This is a genomic window from Paenibacillus sp. FSL R5-0914 (assembly GCF_038004525.1).
Classification (GTDB): domain Bacteria; phylum Bacillota; class Bacilli; order Paenibacillales; family Paenibacillaceae; genus Paenibacillus_AQ.
Window position 1 is genome coordinate 2,467,796 of record NZ_JBBORH010000001.1, and the last position, 20,169, is coordinate 2,487,964.

Annotated in this window: 12 protein-coding genes; 8 read left to right on the forward strand and 4 right to left on the reverse strand. The window is 44.7% G+C overall.

The annotated features are described in order from the left end of the window. Positions 1–465: 465 nt before the first annotated feature. The gene (locus MKX60_RS10815; RefSeq protein ID WP_341059756.1) at positions 466–792 is read right to left on the reverse strand and encodes an AzlD domain-containing protein; all 327 of its coding nucleotides are present in this window, start codon (positions 790–792) and stop codon (positions 466–468) included. Continuing rightward, positions 783–1,517 (reverse strand): AzlC family ABC transporter permease, encoded by a 735-nt coding sequence (locus MKX60_RS10820; protein ID WP_341059758.1) that lies wholly within the window; start codon positions 1,515–1,517, stop codon positions 783–785. The genes MKX60_RS10815 and MKX60_RS10820 overlap by 10 nt, the downstream gene beginning before the upstream one ends. A 211-nt stretch (positions 1,518–1,728) precedes the next feature. Between MKX60_RS10820 and MKX60_RS10825 the strand changes: the two genes are divergently transcribed. From MKX60_RS10825 to MKX60_RS10840, 4 genes are all read left to right on the forward strand, one after another. Further along, on the forward strand, positions 1,729–3,957 hold the full coding sequence (locus tag MKX60_RS10825; RefSeq protein WP_341059759.1) for a hypothetical protein: 2,229 nt from the start codon (positions 1,729–1,731) through the stop codon (positions 3,955–3,957). A gap of 158 nt (positions 3,958–4,115) precedes the next feature. Then, positions 4,116–4,676 (forward strand): ECF-type riboflavin transporter substrate-binding protein, encoded by a 561-nt coding sequence (locus MKX60_RS10830; protein ID WP_341059760.1) that lies wholly within the window; start codon positions 4,116–4,118, stop codon positions 4,674–4,676. Between the two features lie 110 nt (positions 4,677–4,786). After that, positions 4,787–6,493, forward strand: a complete 1,707-nt coding sequence (locus tag MKX60_RS10835; RefSeq protein WP_341059761.1) for an ABC transporter ATP-binding protein — start codon at positions 4,787–4,789, stop codon at positions 6,491–6,493. Continuing rightward, complete coding sequence (locus MKX60_RS10840) at positions 6,490–7,320, forward strand: energy-coupling factor transporter transmembrane component T family protein (protein ID WP_042190968.1); 831 nt, start codon at positions 6,490–6,492, stop codon at positions 7,318–7,320. Before MKX60_RS10835 ends, MKX60_RS10840 begins: the two co-directional genes overlap by 4 nt. 52 nt (positions 7,321–7,372) lie before the next feature. Here MKX60_RS10840 and MKX60_RS10845 read toward each other — a convergent pair whose 3' ends face one another. Then, positions 7,373–8,359, reverse strand: a complete 987-nt coding sequence (locus MKX60_RS10845) for a Na/Pi cotransporter family protein (protein WP_341059763.1) — start codon at positions 8,357–8,359, stop codon at positions 7,373–7,375. A 99-nt stretch (positions 8,360–8,458) separates the two neighbouring features. Between MKX60_RS10845 and MKX60_RS10850 the strand changes: the two genes are divergently transcribed. After that, complete coding sequence (locus MKX60_RS10850; RefSeq protein WP_341059764.1) at positions 8,459–9,883, forward strand: class I SAM-dependent rRNA methyltransferase; 1,425 nt, start codon at positions 8,459–8,461, stop codon at positions 9,881–9,883. A gap of 462 nt (positions 9,884–10,345) precedes the next feature. On the opposite strand, the gene MKX60_RS10855 is transcribed toward MKX60_RS10850, so the two are convergent. Continuing rightward, positions 10,346–11,020, reverse strand: coding sequence for a DUF4097 family beta strand repeat-containing protein (locus MKX60_RS10855; RefSeq protein ID WP_341059765.1), 675 nt, complete (start codon positions 11,018–11,020; stop codon positions 10,346–10,348). A gap of 397 nt (positions 11,021–11,417) precedes the next feature. Between MKX60_RS10855 and MKX60_RS10860 the strand changes: the two genes are divergently transcribed. The 3 genes from MKX60_RS10860 to addA all read left to right on the forward strand — a co-directional run bounded on the left by MKX60_RS10860 (position 11,418) and on the right by addA (position 20,145). Then, positions 11,418–12,218: a MerR family transcriptional regulator gene (locus MKX60_RS10860; protein ID WP_341059767.1), complete on the forward strand. Its 801-nt coding sequence runs from the start codon at positions 11,418–11,420 to the stop codon at positions 12,216–12,218. Between the two features lie 293 nt (positions 12,219–12,511). Then, the gene (addB, locus tag MKX60_RS10865; RefSeq protein ID WP_076299668.1) at positions 12,512–16,024 is read left to right on the forward strand and encodes a helicase-exonuclease AddAB subunit AddB; all 3,513 of its coding nucleotides are present in this window, start codon (positions 12,512–12,514) and stop codon (positions 16,022–16,024) included. Between the two features lie 2 nt (positions 16,025–16,026). Continuing rightward, positions 16,027–20,145 (forward strand): helicase-exonuclease AddAB subunit AddA, encoded by a 4,119-nt coding sequence (gene addA / locus MKX60_RS10870; protein ID WP_341060294.1) that lies wholly within the window; start codon positions 16,027–16,029, stop codon positions 20,143–20,145. The last annotated feature ends 24 nt before the right edge of the window (positions 20,146–20,169 follow it).

The window sequence follows — 20,169 nt, forward strand, 5'->3', positions numbered from 1 at the left end:
TGCGCCCGTATCGCCCGGAAGGCGCGAAAGATGAAAAAGAGGGGTATAAATCCCCCAGATATCGCTCGAAAGGTGTGAAACGTGAGAAAGAGGGGTATAAATCCCCCAGATATCGTCTGGAAGGTGTGAAACGTGAGAAAGAGGGGTATAAATCCCCCAGATATCGTCCGAAAGGTGTGAAACGTGAAAAAGAGGGGTATAAATCCCCCGATATCGCTGAGAAGGTGGTGCGGAGCGCCTGAAAGAGAAGCTCTCGCTTACAATCACTATAAATGACTTGTACTAAGTCATCTTTTTAACTCTTTTATGGACGAAACTGGCATGATGAATCTTGATTGTTACGCAGAAATAATGCAGCTATTCCTGATAACGAATTCTTACGAGTAGCGCCAAGAAGTGGTCAGATAAGAGACGGAGGGGAGCAGCAGCCACGGTAACTCATTGCTTTTGGGGTCCCCTGCATGATCAAAAAAACATCCGCAGGATCATGATCGAAACAATCCCAACCAGTACAGTTCCTAGCAAACTCCGGGTCTTAATAGCGATCCAAAAAGTAGGGATTGCCGCAAAAAGCTCAACGTTATTAGCAATAGGCGAGAATTTTCCATCATTTAAGAGGATCTCCTGACCTATTAGTGCCGCCATAACAGAGATAGGAACATAATTTAACCAGCGCATTCCCCATTCAGGCAATTCGAATCGGCTTAGAATCATTAATGGAACCACCCTTGGAATGAAGGTTACCAAAGCCGCCCCTAGAATAATCAAAAATACATCCCATCTCACTTCCATTTTTCAAGCACCATCCCTACTGTTGACGCAATGACCGTTGCAATAATGACACCCACACTACCGGAGAATACGAAGGAGCTAGCTACAGCGATGATTACTGCTAGGATTGAGACAACTAAATCAAGTTTTATTTTATTACGATCAATCATGGAAATAACAAGGATGCCAATGAACATGGCAGGTAAAGCAAACTGTAGACCGAATTGATCTGGATCAGAAATCCACTGTGCCAAAAAAGCTCCCGCTATATTCGCAATAAACCAATTTAAATAGGCAGTGAGATTAAGGCCATGCATCCATTTTTCACTGATTTGTTGCTTATTCACTGTTTGATTAATAGCAACTCCAAAGGTCTCATCTGTCAGCAGGGTTCCAACCAGCATGTTTCTCAGTGGGGTAAGATGCCGGAAATAAGGTGAAAGAGCTGCACTAAGCAAAATATGACGAAGATTCACGATAAATATCGTAACGATAATAGCAACAGGCGGGCTGCTTACAGCTATCATTCCAGCAGCTATAAACTGTGCTGAACCGGCATAAAGCATCAGACTGATCAAGGCAATCTCAGCAATGCTCAGCCCGGCGGTCTTTTGAACAACACCTGCTGCAAGTCCAATGCTCAAATAACCGAGTAGTGTAGGAATGCAATCTTTTACCCCTTTAAGAAAGCTATCCTCCTCTTTTGGAGTAGGGATTGTCTCTAGTTGAAAGTTCTCTATACTCATCGTAGCCCCCTTGGTTCAAAAAAAGAATGTAGTAGCTAGCATATTACTTCCTAATATATTGATCAACCTTTCACCTGATTATCTAGTCTGAAAGTCCTGAATTTGGCTTTATGGAGTTATAGGGTAAACACTTGGTGTACAATTGTCGATATAAGTAAAAGAGTGTGGGGATAAACCACCAAACGACATTATAACCTAAGGGAGAGAACAAATGACTGTGTACAGGAAAATGACGAAAATGCTCCTCATCATGATATTGTTAGCTACTGCGGTTTTTCCGGTAAGTGTCTTTGCAGCTGCCGGCGATATCAACTCGATTGAGTTTGAAAGCTCAGCCAAAGTGCAGCTTACGGTTGGACAAACGCCAAAGCAACTGAAGGTATATGCGAATGTGGAAGGGTCCTCCTCCAAAAGAGATGTGACTGGTGCAGTGGTATGGAATTCTTCTAACACTAACGCTGTAAAAGTAGTAAATGGCTTATTGACTCCGATAGATAGCGGAAAGGCTATTATTACAGCTACTTATAATCATGCACTCGCTACTATAGAAGTAGAGGTCTCACATCCGATCAAAGAATTGAAGCTCGAATATAGCTCCGAAGGGAACTATAAATTGGGTGACGAAGAGGATAAACTGTTGGTCAAAGCCAATGCGATTGGTGGCGAAACAGCGACTTCTGCCAAGGATGTAACGGCTGATACCACTTGGAGCAGCTCCAATACAAGCGTATTGACGATTGCAGAAGGTAAAATCACACTGGCGGGTGAAGGTACCTCAACCATTACTGCCAAATACAAGGATCTAACGGCAACCTTTAAAGCTGTAGTCAAATTGCCTTATTCTGAAATTGAGCTTAAAAATGATAAGGGCATCGTAATTAAGGAAATTGAAATGCTCGTTGGCGATAATCCGGTGAAAGTAGCTGCGTTTACCAAAGAGACTACAAAGACGACCGCAAATGATATTTCAGAGAAAGCGGAATGGTCTTCTTCTAATACAAGTGTCGCTACTGTAGACAAGGGAGAGATCAAAGTACTGTCCGCAGGAAAAGCTGTAATTACAGTATCTTATCTGGGGATTACACAAACTGTGGATGTATATGTACGTGCTCCTTACGAGGCGTTATTGCTTACTCCATCAGGCGATCAATTCTTGTTTATGGGTGAGAGCTTGAACGTTAAAGCAGAAGTTAGAGATGCTGCGAATTCCACTCCGAATGTATCCAGTAGTGCAGTATGGAGTTCGGACAACCAACTCGCGGCGACGGTTACTGCGGGTACTGATGCTGCAGCGATCACCGCAAAAGCAGTGGGAACATCGGTTATTAAAGCAGAGTACAGAGGGATTAGTAAAAGCTTTAAGTTGACGGTATACCCTACGATTACTGAGTTGGAAGCTGATAAAAAGGAACTGGACATGTACACAGAGGATTCCGTTAGTTTGCCAAAGGTCAACGGAACCAAGCTAGATGGAACGAAGCTGGATCTCAGTCAAGAAATCGAGTGGACTTCTGCCAACGATGAGATCGCCACCATCAAGGATGGCAAGCTCGTTGCTGAAAAGGCTGGTACTGTTAATATTGTCGGCAAAATAAAATCAGAGAATCCTACCTCCTCCAAAGCGGCTATCCGGGAAAAAAGTGTTGTAGTGAGTGTTACAGTTAAAGATAAGGTTCATATTTTGCTCGGACCAGAGGAAAACGTTGTGATTGTTACTGGTGAAGAGAAGGCTGTTCCTGAAGTCAAAGCTGTGATGGAAAATGGGAATGAACTCGATGCTACAAGTACTATGGAATGGGAGATTACCGGTACGAATGCAATTATCAAGACAACCTCTTCAGGCAAGGTAATCAAAGGACTGGTGAAGGGTTCTGCCACTTTAAAGGGAACCTACGCTAATAAGACTATTAGTATCCCGGTTACTATTGAACAAAAGGTTACTAAAATTGTTGTAGAACCGAATGCGATTGAATTGAATATTAAAGGTTCTAAATCCATAAAGGTAACGGCTTACTACTCTAATGGTAAGACGGGGAATATCTCCAGCAGCATGAATTGGGAGTCCTCGAATGAAGCAGTTGCCACGGTTAAAAGTACATCTGTTAAAGCCATAACAGAAGGAACTGCGACGTTATCAGGTTCTTACCAAGGGCTCGCTGCTAGTGTCAAAATTAATGTAGTTCCTAAGCTAATGAAGTTGACTGTCAACGAGAATAGACTGAAGATGGCTCCGGGAGCTGTTCAGAATGCAGTTGTGATTGCGCAGTATGATACGGGGAAGACCGCTATTGTTACTGGAAGTGCGGCGTGGACTAGCTCTAAGCCTTCTGTAGCTAGAGTATCTGCTAGCGGCCAGATTGTAGCTGTGAGCAAAGGAACGGCATCCATTAAAGGAAAGATTGGCACCAAGACAGTGACGGTAACCGTTACTGTGAAATAGATAAAGTAAATCATATAATAACTCTATAAGTGGTCTGGGTCTGCAAAGCCAACATTAATGTTGCTTTGCAGATTTTTTTATTTTAATCTATATTAATTCCGACTATTCCGATGTATAATTACATAAAATAAAAGAGAAGCGTTGGGGGAGATGAAAATATGGCAAAACAAAGGGTGTTATCGATTAAGACGATTGTTGCGATTGGTATCGGTTCTGCTTTATTCGTTATTTTGGGCAGGTTCGGTTCGATTCCATCCGGAATTCCAAACACTAACATTGAGACTACATACGCTTTACTGGCATTGTTCGCACTGTTGTACGGTCCGTTTGCCGGATTACTCATTGGCCTGATCGGACATACACTGAAAGATGCGATTTTTTATGGTTCCCCTTGGTTCAGTTGGGTGATCGCTTCTGGAATTGTTGGGCTCGTTGTTGGTCTGCTTGTGGCTAGAATTGGGATTCATGACGGGGAGTTCGGACGAAAGGAACTGATTCGTTTTAATCTGGCACAGATTGTAGCAAACGCAATCGCCTGGTTCTTAGTAGCTCCTGTACTGGATATTCTAATCTATGCAGAACCAGCGAATAAAGTATTCACACAAGGACTTATCGCCGGAGCATCCAATATAGTCACTGTAGCAGTGATTGGCTCACTACTCGCAATTGCATATGCAAAGACAAGAACGAAGCAAGGCAGCTTGACCAGAGAAGCCTGAGTAGCATATAATCCAAACCAAAAGCCGGTGGAGATCACCGGCTTTTTTATGGCTGTAAAACATATAATGGAAGTGAAATTCTTCAAACGAAGCTAAGAGGAAGGTCAAGGATGAAAAAAGCAGTGATTGAATTTAAGGATTTTAGTTTTCAATATCGAGCACAGCAGGAGCCTACACTCACAGATATCAACTTAACGATTGCCGAAGGGGAGAAGGTACTTATTGTGGGACCCTCTGGTTCTGGAAAAAGTACACTGGCTCATTGTATAAACGGACTCATCCCTTTTGCCTATAAAGGTGAAATGTCTGGGTCATTGCGAATTATGGGTCTGGAGCAGAAAGAACTTAGTATTGCGGCATTGTCGGATCAGGTCGGGACTGTACTACAAGACCCGGATGGACAATTTGTTGGATTAACGGTTGGTGAGGATATCGCCTTCAGTCTGGAGAATCACGCGGTTCAACAGGCCGAAATGATAGAAAAGGTAGTGGCTGCGGCAACAGCCGTGGATATCCACGAATATTTGGGAGCGTCACCTCAGGAATTGTCAGGTGGTCAGAAGCAGAAAACAACCTTAGCTGGTGTTCTGGTTGGTAATGTGGACATCCTGTTGTTTGATGAGCCTTTGGCAAACTTAGATCCATATACCGGCACAAAAGCGATTGAGCTTATTGACCGAGTGCAAAAAGAGACCGGTAAAACGGTTATTATTATCGAGCACAGACTCGAGGAAGTACTTCACCGTGCGGTGGACCGCATTATTGTGATCCATGACGGACGCATTGCGGCGGATATGCCAGCCGCTGAGCTATTAAGCACTCGCTTACTTTCAGAAGTAGGCATTCGGGAACCTCTCTATTTAACGGCTTTAAAGTATGCAGGATGTACGATTGCATCAGATATGAATCCACAGCATATAGATGAAATTCGGCTGGACTCTTGCTCCAGCAAGCTTGAGTACTGGTATGATAATAATAATTCGCAGCAGGATAAACGTGAGAGTCTACCTATCCTTGAGTTACATGATGTTTCATTCGGTTATGAGAAGAGCAGACCAGTACTTCATAAACTTAACCTTCTTATTCATAAAGGAGAAATGGTCTGTATAGCTGGGAGAAATGGTGCCGGGAAATCCACGGTATCTAAGCTTATCTGTGGCTTTTATAAGCCCACTTCCGGTTCGATATTGATGAACGGAAGGGATATTGCCAAGGATACGATTAAGGAGCGGGCAGAGCGGATCGGTTTCGTGATGCAGAATCCTAATCATATGATTTCTAAGACGCTTTTATATGATGAGGTTGCGCTAGGCCTTAAATTACGAGGGGTGTCCGAGGAGATTATTCGTGAGCGAGTGCATCATGTTTTGAAAATATGCGGTCTATACGCTTTTCGTAGCTGGCCCATCTCTGCGCTCAGCTACGGACAGAAGAAACGTGTGACTATTGCTTCTATTATGATCCTGGAGCCGGAAGTGATCATATTAGATGAGCCGACTGCAGCACAGGATTATAGGCACTACAACGAAATGATGGAATTTCTTTTGACGCTTCGGGAACAGGGAATGACGGTCATTATGATTACGCATGATATGCATCTTATGCTGGAGTATGCCGATAGAGCTGTAGTGTTGTCTGATGGTGTTAAGCTTGCTGACGATAGCCCTGAGCGAGTATTAACCAATATAGAAGTAGTGAGGAATGCTAATTTGAAAGAGACCTCACTATTTACATTGGCTATGAGGGTCCAATTGGATCAGCCAGAAGAGTTCGTAAGAAGATTTATTGCATACGACAGGAGGAGCCGGGGCGGATGAAGGCCACAATGTTAACTTTTACGAAGCAAGATTCACCTATTCACCGTCTTACAGGCGCTACTAAGCTGATTTTATTTATAGTGTGGTCTGTGACAGGGATGATTACATATGATACAAGATGTTTAATAGTGATGCTATTATTTAGTTTGATTGCTTTTAGAGTCTCTAAAGTTCAATTTCAGGATTATGCTTTCGTACTATATTTTATCCTGATCTTCTTTGTGCTTAATCATATAGCTATCTTTATTTTTTCTCCTTTGGAAGGTGTAAAGGTTTACGGTTCACGTCATGATATTGTTCATCTTGTAGGTCGGTATACCGTTACATATGAGCAGCTATTCTATCAATTAAATATTGCCCTTAAGTATGCAGTAGTCATTCCCATGGCACTGTTGTTCCTTCTAACGACAAATCCTAGTGAGTTCGCAGCGTCTTTAAACCGGATTGGTGTGAATTATAAAATTGCATATTCTGTATCGCTTGCGCTGCGGTACATTCCGGATATCCAAAGAGATTATGAGAATATATCGTTCTCTGCTCAGGCACGGGGAATAGACATCTCTCGAAAAGAAAAGCTGCCTAAGCGGCTTAAAAATATCATTTCGATTCTAATGCCCTTGATTCTGACTAGCATTGAGCGAATTGAGAATATTAGTACGGCTATGGAGTTACGTGGCTTCGGAACTAATAGAAAACGGACTTGGTACAGCAGTCGTCCGTTCTCAAGAAATGACTATATTGCTTTAATCTTATTCGCTCTGATCGCAATATCTTCGACGGTAATCACTTTTTACGATGGATCGCGGTTTTATAATATTTTCGATTGAAGTATAATAGTACAGTTGTGGAAAGTTTGGGATCAGGCGTTACAGTATATTGTTACGATTGAAGACGTTTCTCCAGTCTTGACCATACAGGCAGGTAACATAATGGCAGTGCGATTAGCGAGCATACTACATTAAAAATAGTCTGTGCATGGGCGATTTGTGAGGCGGCTCCTCCGCCAATCCATGCAGCAGTTGCTTGTAGGGGACCGATTAGAGGTAGAAACAGTAGCGCACCGCCTACATTGAGCCCAACATGCGACCAAGCGACGAAGACGCCGGAAGATGAGCCGCCGATGGAAGCAATGACTGCCGTGACGCAGGTACCGACATTAGCACCGAGCACGATGGCTATGCCGAGCTCTGGCGGCATGGCACCCGAGGCGGCAATACCCATGGCCATGGCTATAACTGCTGCGCTGCTATGTAACAGGGCAGTTAAGCAGGCACCTGCGGCGAGTCCCCATAGGGCACTTGTGGCGGCATGATTCAGGAACCAGAGGAATAGGCCACTCTCTTGAAGAGTTCCGCCGATGGATTGCATGACTGCGATTCCCCATAAGACTAGGGCGAATCCTGATACAGCCAGGCTGATGAATTGCAGCGGCTCTGATATTTTCCGGCACAGTGCTACCGCCCGTGACGTATGTGGTAACTCGCCTGCTATAACCGCAGCTGCCCACAGACTCAGCGAGGCAGCCAGCAATGGGGAGGCCATGGAATTGATCTGGAGTCCGATCAGTTCTGTGGTCAAAGTAGTGCCGATGTTGCTACCTAAGATAATGCCTAGTGTACGAGCATAGGTGAGCAGGCCGGCATTCACCATACCGATCGTTAGCACGGTTACAGCCGTGCTGCTCTGAAGCAGGGCCGACAGCAAGCTACTGGCAATCATTCCTTTGATTGGTGTAGAGGTAGCCTTATTAAGGCTTCTAGTCATCAGAGGGCCTGCGAGCTTGGACAAGGCTGTTTCCATAAGCTTCATGCCAGCCAAAAAGATAATAAGACCATATATGATAGGGAAAAGCAGTTCACGGAACATAGGGCATACTCCTTTGGACGAGGGTTGTACACCAATATATGAAAGTAACAAGTAGGACATGTATAAAATCATTTTTAGAAAAACAGGGAGTTGAAGTCATTGGCATCGGTTATTTTAGAACGCAATCGTAAAAAAAGACTGGAACAGGGCCATCCATGGGTCTACGCAGGTGAAGTTGCATCAGTTGAAGGAAACCCAGAAGCAGGGGGATTAGTAGATGTCCTAAATCATCAAGGCCGGTTTCTGGCTGTAGGATATTACAATCCAGCATCGCAGATTCGGGTGAGAATTGTATCACAGGGACCGTTGGCTATAATGGACACCGCTTTTTTCGCAGAACGGTTTACGAATTGTCTACAGCATAGAGAACGTTTCCTTCCTGGGGCAGATGCTTACCGTTTGGTTTATGGAGAGGCGGACTTTTTGCCAGGGCTTATTGTGGATCGATTCGGGGATATTCTGGTTGTGCAGCTCCTTACACTTGGAATGGACAAGCGCCGTACAGAGATTGTTGAAGCACTTGTACAGGTTATGACACCGCGTGGTATTTATGAACGCAGTGATGTTAGCGTGCGCGAACTGGAAGGGATGGAGCAGACTACGGGTGTGCTGTACGGGGAATGCCCGCGTCATGTTACCGTAAGTGAGAATGGCCTTAAGCTGGTAGTAGATATCGAAGAGGGCCAAAAGACAGGCTACTTCTTTGATCAGCGTGAGAATAGAGCATCCATTGCCCCACTCATGAAGGGCTGGGGTGGACGAAGTGGCATTACGCTGCAAGAAATCGAAGCAGAAGATGGCTCGTTACAAACTTTGCCGGTAAACAAGAGTGGTAAACACGTAACCTTCCCTTATTGGGATGGTGCTACTGTGCTGGAATGTTTCTCGCACACAGGCAGCTTCACTCTGCATGCTTGCAAGTATGGTGCGAAAAAAGTAACCTGCCTTGACGTTTCCGCTCATGCCATAGAGAGTGCCAAGGTCAATGTGGATCTGAATGGCTTTAGTGATCGAGTGGAATTTGTAGTGGATGATGCTTTTGCCTACCTGCGCAATCAGGTAAAAGGTCTGGAGGAACGTTCGGAGCGGGCGACGATTGCAAGCGGAACGGAATCAACAGTAGCGTCTACAAATGCTAAATCCGGAGGCAAAACAACCAAAACGGATACTTCCAAACCGATGACAGCAGGTGGAGGTAAAACTTGGGATGTAGTTATCCTAGACCCTCCAGCGTTTGCGAAAACTAAAAGTGCAGTAGCAGGTGCTTGCCGTGGTTACAAGGATATCAATCTACACGGCATGAAGCTGGTGAACGAAGGCGGATATTTGGTTACTGCAAGTTGTTCTTACCACATGCAGCCGGATCTATTCCTTGAGACAATTGCCGACGCAGCTAAAGATGCAGGTAAAGTATTGAGACTTGTGGAATGGCGTGCCGCAGGCAAAGACCATCCGCAGATTCTAGGCGTTAACGAAGGACACTATCTGAAGTTTGCGATTTTTGAAGTGCGGAGTAAGAAATAAGCTGGCTGTTCAAATATAAGTAATGGATTTTAATCCGTAAAGGAGTCTTCGATCGAGGCCTCTTTTTACGGATTTTTTGCTATGTTCTAAGAAGAGTAAGATTCGGGATTAACAAGGTATGTCCGCTTAGTCCGAAAAGTTGCCAAAACAGCACGAAATTCATGAATAGCGACTCCTGAATCCGAATGTAATCCAGAAAGTATAAGCCGCTGTAGTACGGCTTATACTTTATTTTGATGGAAGTTACGATCAAGCTTAATTTTGGGCCTCGGGTACATCATAAGATAATCGATGTACGAGTCGGATCAACAACTTTATCGAGGTGATTTTCCATTACAAGAGGGATATTTTATCGGTCATAGGCCGGTGGAATAGTCGAAGAGGTAGGACCAGAAGTTTCAAAAGTGAAACAGGGGTTATCCCTTGTATTTGATTTCATACGAGCCAATATTTAACTACTGGCTACTCAGAAAATTGTAAGGTAATATCGCCGTTATTTGTATAAGCAGATAATTTTTTCGAACCATTCTCTTTATTGGCAGGCAAATTGCTATCTCCTTTCTTTACCTTGCTTAAGATCGCGAAATCATCATATGACCCTGAAATTGAACCGCTAATATTTCCGTTTTTTGTTTCAAGGGTTATAGCCGTTCCTACATTCAATTTGTCCAGTTGGATATTTCCGTTATTTATGTTTACTTCCACTGTCCCTAAAAACACGATTGTTGGTAATACAATACTTTCATTTGATGTTTTTAAAGTTAAATTTTTTAAAGTTGCATCAGGTATCGATACCTGAATAGTTCTGGTTACTTGCGAGCCTTTTCCTCCGATATAGTCGTTCCATTCCTTATTACTGTCACTTACCATTGTCAGTTCTTTATCCTCAGATAGATCAATCTTGTAAAAATCTTTCTCACTTTCATAGTAAACAATATGAATTTGTTCATCTTTAGATTGGAGGATATTTATTTTTTTGTCCTTTACATCAATTGTTAAGGTATCAATCTTTTGGGCAGGTATGATGTAATTTTTTTCCTCCATGGAAGTGGAGTCGGAGGAACATCCTGCTAATGATATCAATAGTGTCACCAATATGCCTATAGTAGTTAGTAATTTTTTTGCAGTACTTTTCATTATAAAATGCTCCTTTGTTAAATCATTTTTCTTTTAAATATAGCCAGTCCTACGAATGCCAATCTTAAGCTGCTATGCAGACAAGTTCCGATATGCAACAAAGCATTAGAGTTGAACATAATGATCTTGAAAAAGTCTACCCAAATATGTTGCAAGGGTTGGATTGGAATAAATACACAAAATGATAGTCACTAAAGTAGGATCTGTCAGCCAACCATACCAATATGACTGCATAGACAGCAATACATGTTTGATAATCCTTTGATACATGATTTAGTTCTTCATATTTGCCTTCCTCTCTGGTAATAAATTCATTTTGTATTTCGTTGCGTTTATCAGTCGCATATGTTTTAATCATCATAAACTTTTGTGTTACAAAAAGGTCAAGAGGGTAGATATGAACAACTATTTTACAATTAAGCAAGCAGCAGAGATCGTAGAGATGACCACTGAGACCTTACGGCACTATGATCGTATTGGATTAGTCAAGCCATGCCATAAAGATGAATTGTCGGGATATCGATACTATTCCGAGCAGGAGCTCGTAAAGCTGCAAACCATTGAACTGCTCAAAGCAATGGATCTTACTTTAATGGATATTAAAGATATTTTGCAGCAGAATGATCTCTCTAAAGTAATTGCATTTCTAAAACAAGCAGAAAAAAGAGCAGACGATAAAATTGCTCGTCTGCATTATGCAAAATCGAAAATTAAACGTGCCTATCTACATTATGAAAATAAGTTCCACGACGGTTATAGTCAAAGTGAAAATTACTTTGTCAGACACATAGAGGAAAGGGTAATTATGCTTTCGAATAAAATGGAAAGCCCCACACTTAAGAATTTATGGGACTATCACAGACATTTCTATCAACAAATTGAAACGTCTCTGCATTCACAATTTCTGTTTGAAGATATGGCAGGAATGTTCACGACTGAAGGAATAACACGATTATTTGCTGTTTGCTTGAAATATCCGTCTTTAGAGGGGCTGACTGTGCTACCAGAAGGGGACTATCTGTGTGCAATTTGTACCGAAGAGAATAAGAATGCTGTATTACAAAATTTACTTGAAAGGGCAAAGACGGAATACGATGTGTGTCCAGATTTTGTTCTTCATAACATTATTGTGACTGGAATATTGCAGTGGGATTATCAGATACAACTGTTCATTAAGAAGGAAAAGAGAAATGTTTGATTGAAAGTCGCTAATTTAGCGGCTTTTTTTGATTAAGGAATCACGTTTCTTGCTTAACAAACTAGAAATACTAAACAGCAAGTCACCAAAATACAATAGTTGCTGTTTACTTCGTAGCTTTTTTATTGTAAATCATTAGAAAATACTAGCAAACGCATGTTCTGATATGTGCAGCTATGTTATACTGAGGGGACGAGGAACGACTGAACTTTTTCATTTGAACATTATCAAACGGTGAGTATTTCACCTTGTATCATATACATTTTCTCCGCTACGGAAGGAGTCTATCATTTATGTCGGTAACCTTTTTACTAGGCCGCTCTGGTAGTGGCAAGACAACAAAAATATGGGAGTCTATTTCTTCTTCATTAGAGAAGGAGCCTCTTGGCGCGCCGATCATTATTCTTGTACCGGAACAAGGTTCCTTTGGAGCAGAACGGGGGCTTTTGACCGTAGGGAATGTGAAGGGAAGCATTCGGGCGCAGACACTGAGCTTTTCTCGGCTTGCCTATCGAGTGAAACAGGAAACTGGAGGCAGCGCTAGTCTGCCGATCAGTGAAGAAGGTAAAAAGATGTTGATTTACAAAATCATCAGTCGCCGTAAAGAGGAACTGAAATTATTCGGTGCCTCTGCCGACAGACCGGGTTTTGTCGAACGGTTGAATCAACTGCATACGGAGATGAAGCGTTGCTGCTTGGCTTCCTCTGATTTAGAGGAGCAGTTATCCGCAATGCGAGGCGCTATTGCAAGAAGTCCTATTCTTGAAGGCAAGCTGGATGATTTACAGCTGGTATTCAGCGATTTAGAGAAGGAAATGTCACGCCTCTATATCGACGAAGAGGATCGTTTAGCGGAACTAGCTGAGCATATTCCTGATTCCTCTTACATTCGCGGGTCGGAGATTTGGGTAGATGGGTTCCACGGCTTTACCCCGCAGGAATTCGTAGTGCTTCGAGAATTGATGCAGCAAGCATCGAAGCTGACCGTGTCCCTTACACTTGATCGTTCGTATCCCTATGGAGATCAGTTGAATGAGCTTGAATTGTTTCACCCAACTGCGGTTACTTACATTAAACTGCGTGGAATAGCTGAAGAGCTGGGCATTGATGTGTGGGACGAGCTTCTGGAGCCAGCGGTTCTTCCGCGTTTTGAAGAAAGTCCTGTTCTTGCTCATCTCGAAAGGGGATATGACCGCCGAAAGGTCTGGATGGGTGCAGATGAACTGGCAAATGAAGCGATATCTATAGGCGCAGCAGTTTCTCATAGAGCAGAGGTTGAGGGAGCACTGCGTGAAATGATCAGACTGGCGCGAGATGAAGGTGCAAAATATGGTGAAATGGCCGTATTGATGCGTAATATTGGAGATTACGAGCAACTGATTAAACCGTTGTTCCAAGATTACGGAGTACCTTTTTTTCTGGACCAGAAGGTAAATGAGCTGCACCATCCATTGGTAGAGTTTGTACGCTCCGCATTGGATGTGGTGCGTCGACGCTGGCGCTTCGAGGATGTATTCCGCTGTGTAAAGACAGAGCTTTTGCTACCGCTGGACGGTAGTATTACGCGTGAGGATATGGACGCCTTAGAGAATTATGTGCTGGCTTGTGGTATTCAAGGGTATCGCTGGACGGATGGCCGTTCATGGAAAGGGATTCCTAGCTTGTCGCTGGAAGGCGGCAGACAGATGGATGAAGAACTGCTTGCTACAATGGAGCGATGCCGTGCTAGTATAACGGGACCTCTATTTGCTTTTGAGAAACGGATACAGAATAGTAGAAGCGGCCTTGAACTATGTACCGCAGTGTACAAGCTGCTTGATGAGACGGATGTTGCCCGAAAGCTGGAGAAACTTAGTGTCGGTGCTATGGAGAAGGGGCAACCCGAGAAGGCTAGAGAACATAGTCAGCTGTGGGGTGCAGTGCTTGATCTGCTAGATCAGATCGTCGAGATGATGGGCAACGAGAGACTTGAATTTGATGTGTTCACCGGAGTCCTAGAGACAGGACTTGCTGAGCTTAAGATGGGACTTGTTCCTCCCGCGCTCGATCAAGTACTGGTTGGTAACATGGATCGGACTCGACCAACGGGAGTTAAATACGCTTTTTTGCTTGGATTTAATGAAGGTGTTGTGCCTGCGCAGTTTAAGGAAGATGGAATTCTCTCGGAAGGCGAACGCTCTGTGCTTGAGAACGCCGGTATGGAGCTTGCTCCTGATGCTTCTCGTAAGCTGCTGGACGAGCGGTTTTTGATCTATAATGCGCTAACGACAGGAAGTCGAAAGCTCTGGATTAGCTACGCCACTGCTGATGATGAGGGCAAGGCGCTTCTTCCCTCTGAGGTAATCCGTCATTTGCATAGAATGTTCCCAAGGGTTCATGAGCACAGCTTGGCAGCACTTCCACCTGCAGGACTACCAGAAGAAGTCAGAGATTCCATTCACCTCGGTTACATTGGTCATCCAGAACAGAGTCTTCGTGCATTGATTATGCAGCTACGCCAGTGGCGCCAGGGGACGGAGATACCTGAATTATGGTGGGATGTGTATAACTGGTTCGCTGCTGATGATATTCGTAGTCTCGAATTGAAACGTCTGCTCAGTTCATTGTTCTACCGTAACGTGGGAACGAAGCTAAAACGTGGAACAAGCCTTAGATTGTACGGTGGATCGACACTGCGAGGCAGTGTGTCCCGGATGGAGAAGTTTGTTGCTTGTTCCTTCTCCCATTTTGCATCTTACGGACTTAGACTGAAGGAACGCCAGTTATATAAGCTGCAAGCACCTGATATTGGACAACTGTTCCATGCTGCGTTAAGTGACATGGCGGTAAGACTGAAAGAAGAGGGCCGCGGCTGGGGAAGCTTGTCTCCAGAGGAATGTCGGCGTGAGGCAAGTGAGACGGTAGAACGTTTATCGCCGATGCTGCAGGGTGAAATTCTGATGAGCTCTAAACGTTACGGATACATCTCACGCAAGCTGAAAAATATTGTTGGACGTGCTTCTGTAATTCTGGGCGAGCATGCCCGCCGAGGCAGCTTTGAGCCGGTAGGGCTGGAGCTGGATTTTGGACCGGATAAGGAGTTGCCTCCTTTAAGAATTACGCTGCCGAATGGCTGTGTGATGGAGGTTGTTGGACGGATTGACCGTGTAGACATGGCCCGAGGAGAGAATGGAATTCTTCTGCGGGTGATTGACTATAAATCGAGTCAAAAAGACCTCAAGCTGCACGAGGTGTACTATGGATTATCGCTACAGATGCTGACCTATCTGGATGTGCTGCTTACGTACTCGGAGCAATGGCTCGGGCAACCGGCGCTTCCAGCAGGGACACTGTATTTCCACGTACATGACCCACTGTTAACCTCATCTAACGGGATGAACAAGGAACAGGCAGAACAAGAATTGCTGAAACGCTTCAAGATGAAAGGACTGCTTACAGCAGACCGCGAGGTAGTATCCCTGATGGATATGACTTTAGACAAAGGGTATTCTTCTATCGTGCCTGTAGCAGTAAAAGCTGATGGCAGTTTTTATAGTAGTGCTTCTGTAGCTACACCAGAGCAATGGGGACACTTATTATCATCCGTTCGGGGAACTATCTCGGATATCGGGACACGCATTACGGAAGGTGATGTGGCGATTGAGCCATACCGGATTGGGCAAGAGACAGCCTGCACATTCTGTTCCTTTAGACCCGTCTGCCAGTTCGATGATGCCGTGGAAGGCAATGGGTACAACAATCTGGGTAAGCCAGGGAAGGACGTTATTTGGGATCTGCTGTCCCGCAAAGGAGGAACTACACCGTGAGTATGAAGTCTGAAATAGAAGCGAAACCGGAAGGAAGCATATGGAGTGATGACCAGTGGCGCGCCATCGCTGAGAGCGGTGATGATATCCTCGTTGCCGCGGCGGCAGGTTCCGGTAAGACAGCGGTACTTGTAGAACGGATTATTCGCAAAATCAGCAAGGAAGAGAATGGCTTTAGCGTAGATAGATTGCTAGTAGCTACGTTTACCAAAGCTGCTGCTGCCGAGATGCGCCAGCGGATTAGGGAAGCACTAGATCGGGAGCTTGAGGAGAATGGAGAGAATGACCATTTACGCCGTCAGCTGTCGTTGCTCGGGAAAGCCTCGATTACAACACTACACTCCTTCTGTCTGGAAGTGATCCGGCGTTATTATCAGATTATTCCTATAGATCCTGGTTTCCGTATCCTGAACGAACATGAAGCAGAGATGATGCGGCAGGAGCTGCTTCAAGAGCTACTGGAGGAAAAATACGGTGAAGTAGGTGAAGATGGCGCGGATAGCGTATTTGTACAGCTTGCTGACTGGTTCAGTGGTGAACGCAGCGATGATGCGGTACATGCGCTCATACAGCGACTGCATGATTATGCACGCAGCCATCCTTGGCCAGAGCAGTGGCTTCGTGATACCGCAGCTGATTTCTCATTACCAGACACAGATAGCTTAGGTCGAACTCCTTGGGTGCTAAGTATTCTTGAAGAAGCGAAGTTGACCCTTGCGGGTGCAGCCAGTCAGCTTATCCAAGGCCGGGAGATCGCGCTACAGCCGGGTGGTCCGGCGCCTTATGCCGAGAATTTGACGACTGACCTTGAGATGGTAAATGCATTGCAGGAGGCTGTGAATGAACGGCCATGGGCAGAATTATATGATATTTTCATGGAAGTATACTTTGGAAAATTGAAAGCTTGTAAGAAGGATTCGACAGATCCTGGACTGCAGGAAATGGTTAAAGAACTGCGCGATAGTGTGAAGAAGAGTATTTTAGATCTTCAGAAGGCATTGTTTGGCCGTCCTGCAGATGTTTTTTTGAGAGAACTGAACGAGGCGGCTCCTCTTATGGCAGAGCTTGCTGAGACGGTGATAGCGTTCGGTGAACGTTATCGAATCGAAAAAGCAGGACGGGGTCTCGTTGACTTTAGTGATTTGGAGCATTATTGTCTGCAAATTTTGCGCCATCCTGATTCTCTACCAGGCCATTCCCTGCCTTCTGATGCAGCGATGGAGTACCGTGCTCAATTCGATGAGGTTCTGTTAGATGAATATCAGGATACGAATAGTGTGCAAGAAGAGATTGTGCGGCTTATCTCCCGCGAAACACCTGGTAACCGATTTATGGTCGGAGATATGAAGCAAAGTATTTATCGGTTCCGTCTGGCAGAGCCGGGGCTGTTCCTGGATAAATACCGTAGCTTTGGCTCTAAGAATGCCGGAGGTGGCAGCAATACAGTTGGCGAATCCGAGTTAAGCGAGTTATCTGAGAAGCCTAATGAATCGTCCGGCGGTTCGGTTATCGATCTAGCCCGTAATTTCCGTAGTCGTATGGAGGTTGTAAATGCCGTAAATATGATTTTTCGGCAGATTATGAACGAGACAGTGGCGGAGATTAATTATGACGAACGTGCTGAGCTTGTGTATGGAGCGAATTTCCCGGGTGCAGCAGAGAAGGGGCCAGATACTTTTTTTGCACCAGAGCTATTATTGATCGATCGCGGAGCGGCAGCAGGTAAAGTAGAAGAGACTGAGGACAGTGAGACTCCACTTCAGGAAAGCGAAGCTATTGAAAGTGAGACTGCGCAACTGGAAGCACGGGCGATTGCTCACCGCATTTTACAGATGACTGGCCTGAATGGCGGATCTCCGCTGCTTATTTATGATAAAGGGCTTAAGATTATGCGCCCAGTGATTTATGGTGATATCGTGATTTTGCTTCGTTCGGCGAGAATATGGACCCCTTTAATTATTGAAGAGCTTCGGATGGAGGGAATCCCTGCTTACGGGGATCTGAATAAAGGCTATTTTGAAGCTACAGAAGTAGAAATTGCACTCTCACTCTTAAAAATAGTCGATAATCCTCAGCAGGATATTCCACTCGCTGGTGTGCTTCGTTCACCTGTTGTTGGTTTAACTGAAGAGGAACTGGCTAAAGTTCGGATGTACAGCCATGGTTCTTTCTATCGTGCTGTACAAATGGCAGCAAACATGCAAGATGCAAACGAAGCTGAGGAAGAATACGATCTTTTCTCGGCTCATGTGATAGAAACAGCAAGTGCAGCGGAAGAGAAAGTTACCTCAGATAATAATGATGAAATCATTAATGAGGTGGAATCTGGAAGTGGAGCTTTACCGCAAATCAGCCTAAAGCTGAAGCATAAGCTTAAGAATTTTCTAGAACGGCTTGAAAGCTGGAGAGATGCGGCTAGACAAGGCAGTCTCAGTGAGCTGATCTGGCGTATTTATGGTGAGAGCGGCTATCTGGAATGGGTTGGAGGCTTGCCTGGAGGCTCACAGCGACAGAACAATCTTAAAGCTTTGTATGATCGGGCTGTTCAATTTGAGAATGATACTGCGGCGCGTGGGTTGTTCCGTTTTCTGGTGTTCATTTCACGGCTTCGTGAGAATGGCGGAGATCTTGGTGTAGCTGGTGGTGGCGGCGAAGAGGGCAATGGGGTCAGAATTATGACTATCCATAAATCCAAAGGCTTAGAGTTTCCTGTTGTTTTTATAGCGGGCATGGCGAAGCAGTTTAATCGGCAGGATTTGCATTCTCCTTTCCTGATGCACAAGGAGCTTGGCTTTGGGCCACGTTTTGTGGAGCGGGAAACACGGGTCAGCTACCCTACGCTTCCTTATTTGGCTATTAATCGTCGTACACGACTTGAATTATTGGCTGAGGAAATGCGGGTATTATATGTAGCTTTAACTCGTCCGAGAGATAAGATGATTCTAGTCGGTACCGTAAGAGATTTACCACGGAAAATTGCTAGCTGGAGCAGTGTGCAGAATCGGGATGAGCTACTGCTTGCTGATCATTTACTAGCCCGGGGTCGCAGCTATCTGGACTGGGTTGGACCGGCATTGATCCGGCATCCGGCGGCGGCTATTCTTCGGAAGCTAGGCGGCTCTGAAGGTACCGTCTCGACAGTGCTGCACAGCGATGTCTCAAACTGGAGCATGAGTGTGCAGAATGCTTCCGAACTGAATTCCGGGGCGTTCCTTCCTTCGGATAACTCAGAGGACAAAGCAGAAGAACGTCAATCTGTACTCAAGGCGCTGCAAAAAGGTGAATCTGTAAGTGTCTATGGATCAGTGAATAGCGATGAAATTGCTAGAAGACTAGAATGGCCCTATCCGTTTGCGGCTGCCTCTGGTATTCCTGCCAAAACCTCTGTTACAGAGTTAAAATCTTTGTTGTCGATGCAGGACCAGCCTTCTTATGATCTCTTAGAGGAAAGTGGCTATCCTGTCACCTCAACAGAAAACAATAAACGTACAGATGTGGCAGGAGCAGACAGTCTGCATTTGCGGCGTCCGAAATTTATGGAAAAGCGCAGTCTAACCCCAGCGGAGCGCGGGACAGCCTACCATACGGTTATGCAGCATATTCCGCTGGAGGGTTCTGTTGATCCTAAAGTTGTGGAAGAAACATTAGCCCGTTTGCAGAGATTAGCTATTCTAACTGCTGAGCAGGTGGAGGCGGTATCCCCCGATCAGATAGAGACTTTTTATACGAATGAACTTGGTCGTAGATTAATAGATTCTTCTTGGAAGCTTAGAGAAATGCCGTTCAGTTATATGCTTCCCGCAGGCGAGGCTTATGGAGGGCTCGATTATATGAATAAAGCCGTCACAGAGCTATGCCATGGAAATAATAATGAAGGCTTTAGTGAAGGAGTGCTGATCCAAGGGGTCATTGACTGCCTGTTCCGCGAAGAGGACCGGATTATTCTGTTAGACTATAAGACGGACTCTGTTTTAGAACATCAGGGTGGGTTAGAAGCGCTTAAGGAAAAATATCGTTTTCAGCTAGAGTTATACAGCAAGGCATTACATGATATTTTGGGAGAACCGATCAGCGAGATTTGGCTGTACTTTTTTGACGGCGGACATGCTGTGAAATTATAAATCTATTCATTACCGCGTAGGAGC

Bases quoted from the DNA above. Each gene is read 5' to 3' on its own strand.
- MKX60_RS10835 (WP_341059761.1), top strand. From the start codon at position 4,787: ATGAAAAAAGCAGTGATTGAATTTAAGGATTTTAGTTTTCAATATCGA.
- MKX60_RS10825 (WP_341059759.1), top strand. From the start codon at position 1,729: ATGACTGTGTACAGGAAAATGACGAAAATGCTCCTCATCATGATATTG.
- MKX60_RS10840 (WP_042190968.1), top strand. From the start codon at position 6,490: ATGAAGGCCACAATGTTAACTTTTACGAAGCAAGATTCACCTATTCAC.
- MKX60_RS10845 (WP_341059763.1), bottom strand. From the start codon at position 8,359: ATGTTCCGTGAACTGCTTTTCCCTATCATATATGGTCTTATTATCTTT.
- addA (WP_341060294.1), top strand. From the start codon at position 16,027: ATGAAGTCTGAAATAGAAGCGAAACCGGAAGGAAGCATATGGAGTGAT.
- MKX60_RS10830 (WP_341059760.1), top strand. From the start codon at position 4,116: ATGGCAAAACAAAGGGTGTTATCGATTAAGACGATTGTTGCGATTGGT.
- MKX60_RS10815 (WP_341059756.1), bottom strand. From the start codon at position 792: ATGGAAGTGAGATGGGATGTATTTTTGATTATTCTAGGGGCGGCTTTG.
- MKX60_RS10860 (WP_341059767.1), top strand. From the start codon at position 11,418: ATGAACAACTATTTTACAATTAAGCAAGCAGCAGAGATCGTAGAGATG.
- addB (WP_076299668.1), top strand. From the start codon at position 12,512: ATGTCGGTAACCTTTTTACTAGGCCGCTCTGGTAGTGGCAAGACAACA.
- MKX60_RS10820 (WP_341059758.1), bottom strand. From the start codon at position 1,517: ATGAGTATAGAGAACTTTCAACTAGAGACAATCCCTACTCCAAAAGAG.
- MKX60_RS10855 (WP_341059765.1), bottom strand. From the start codon at position 11,020: ATGAAAAGTACTGCAAAAAAATTACTAACTACTATAGGCATATTGGTG.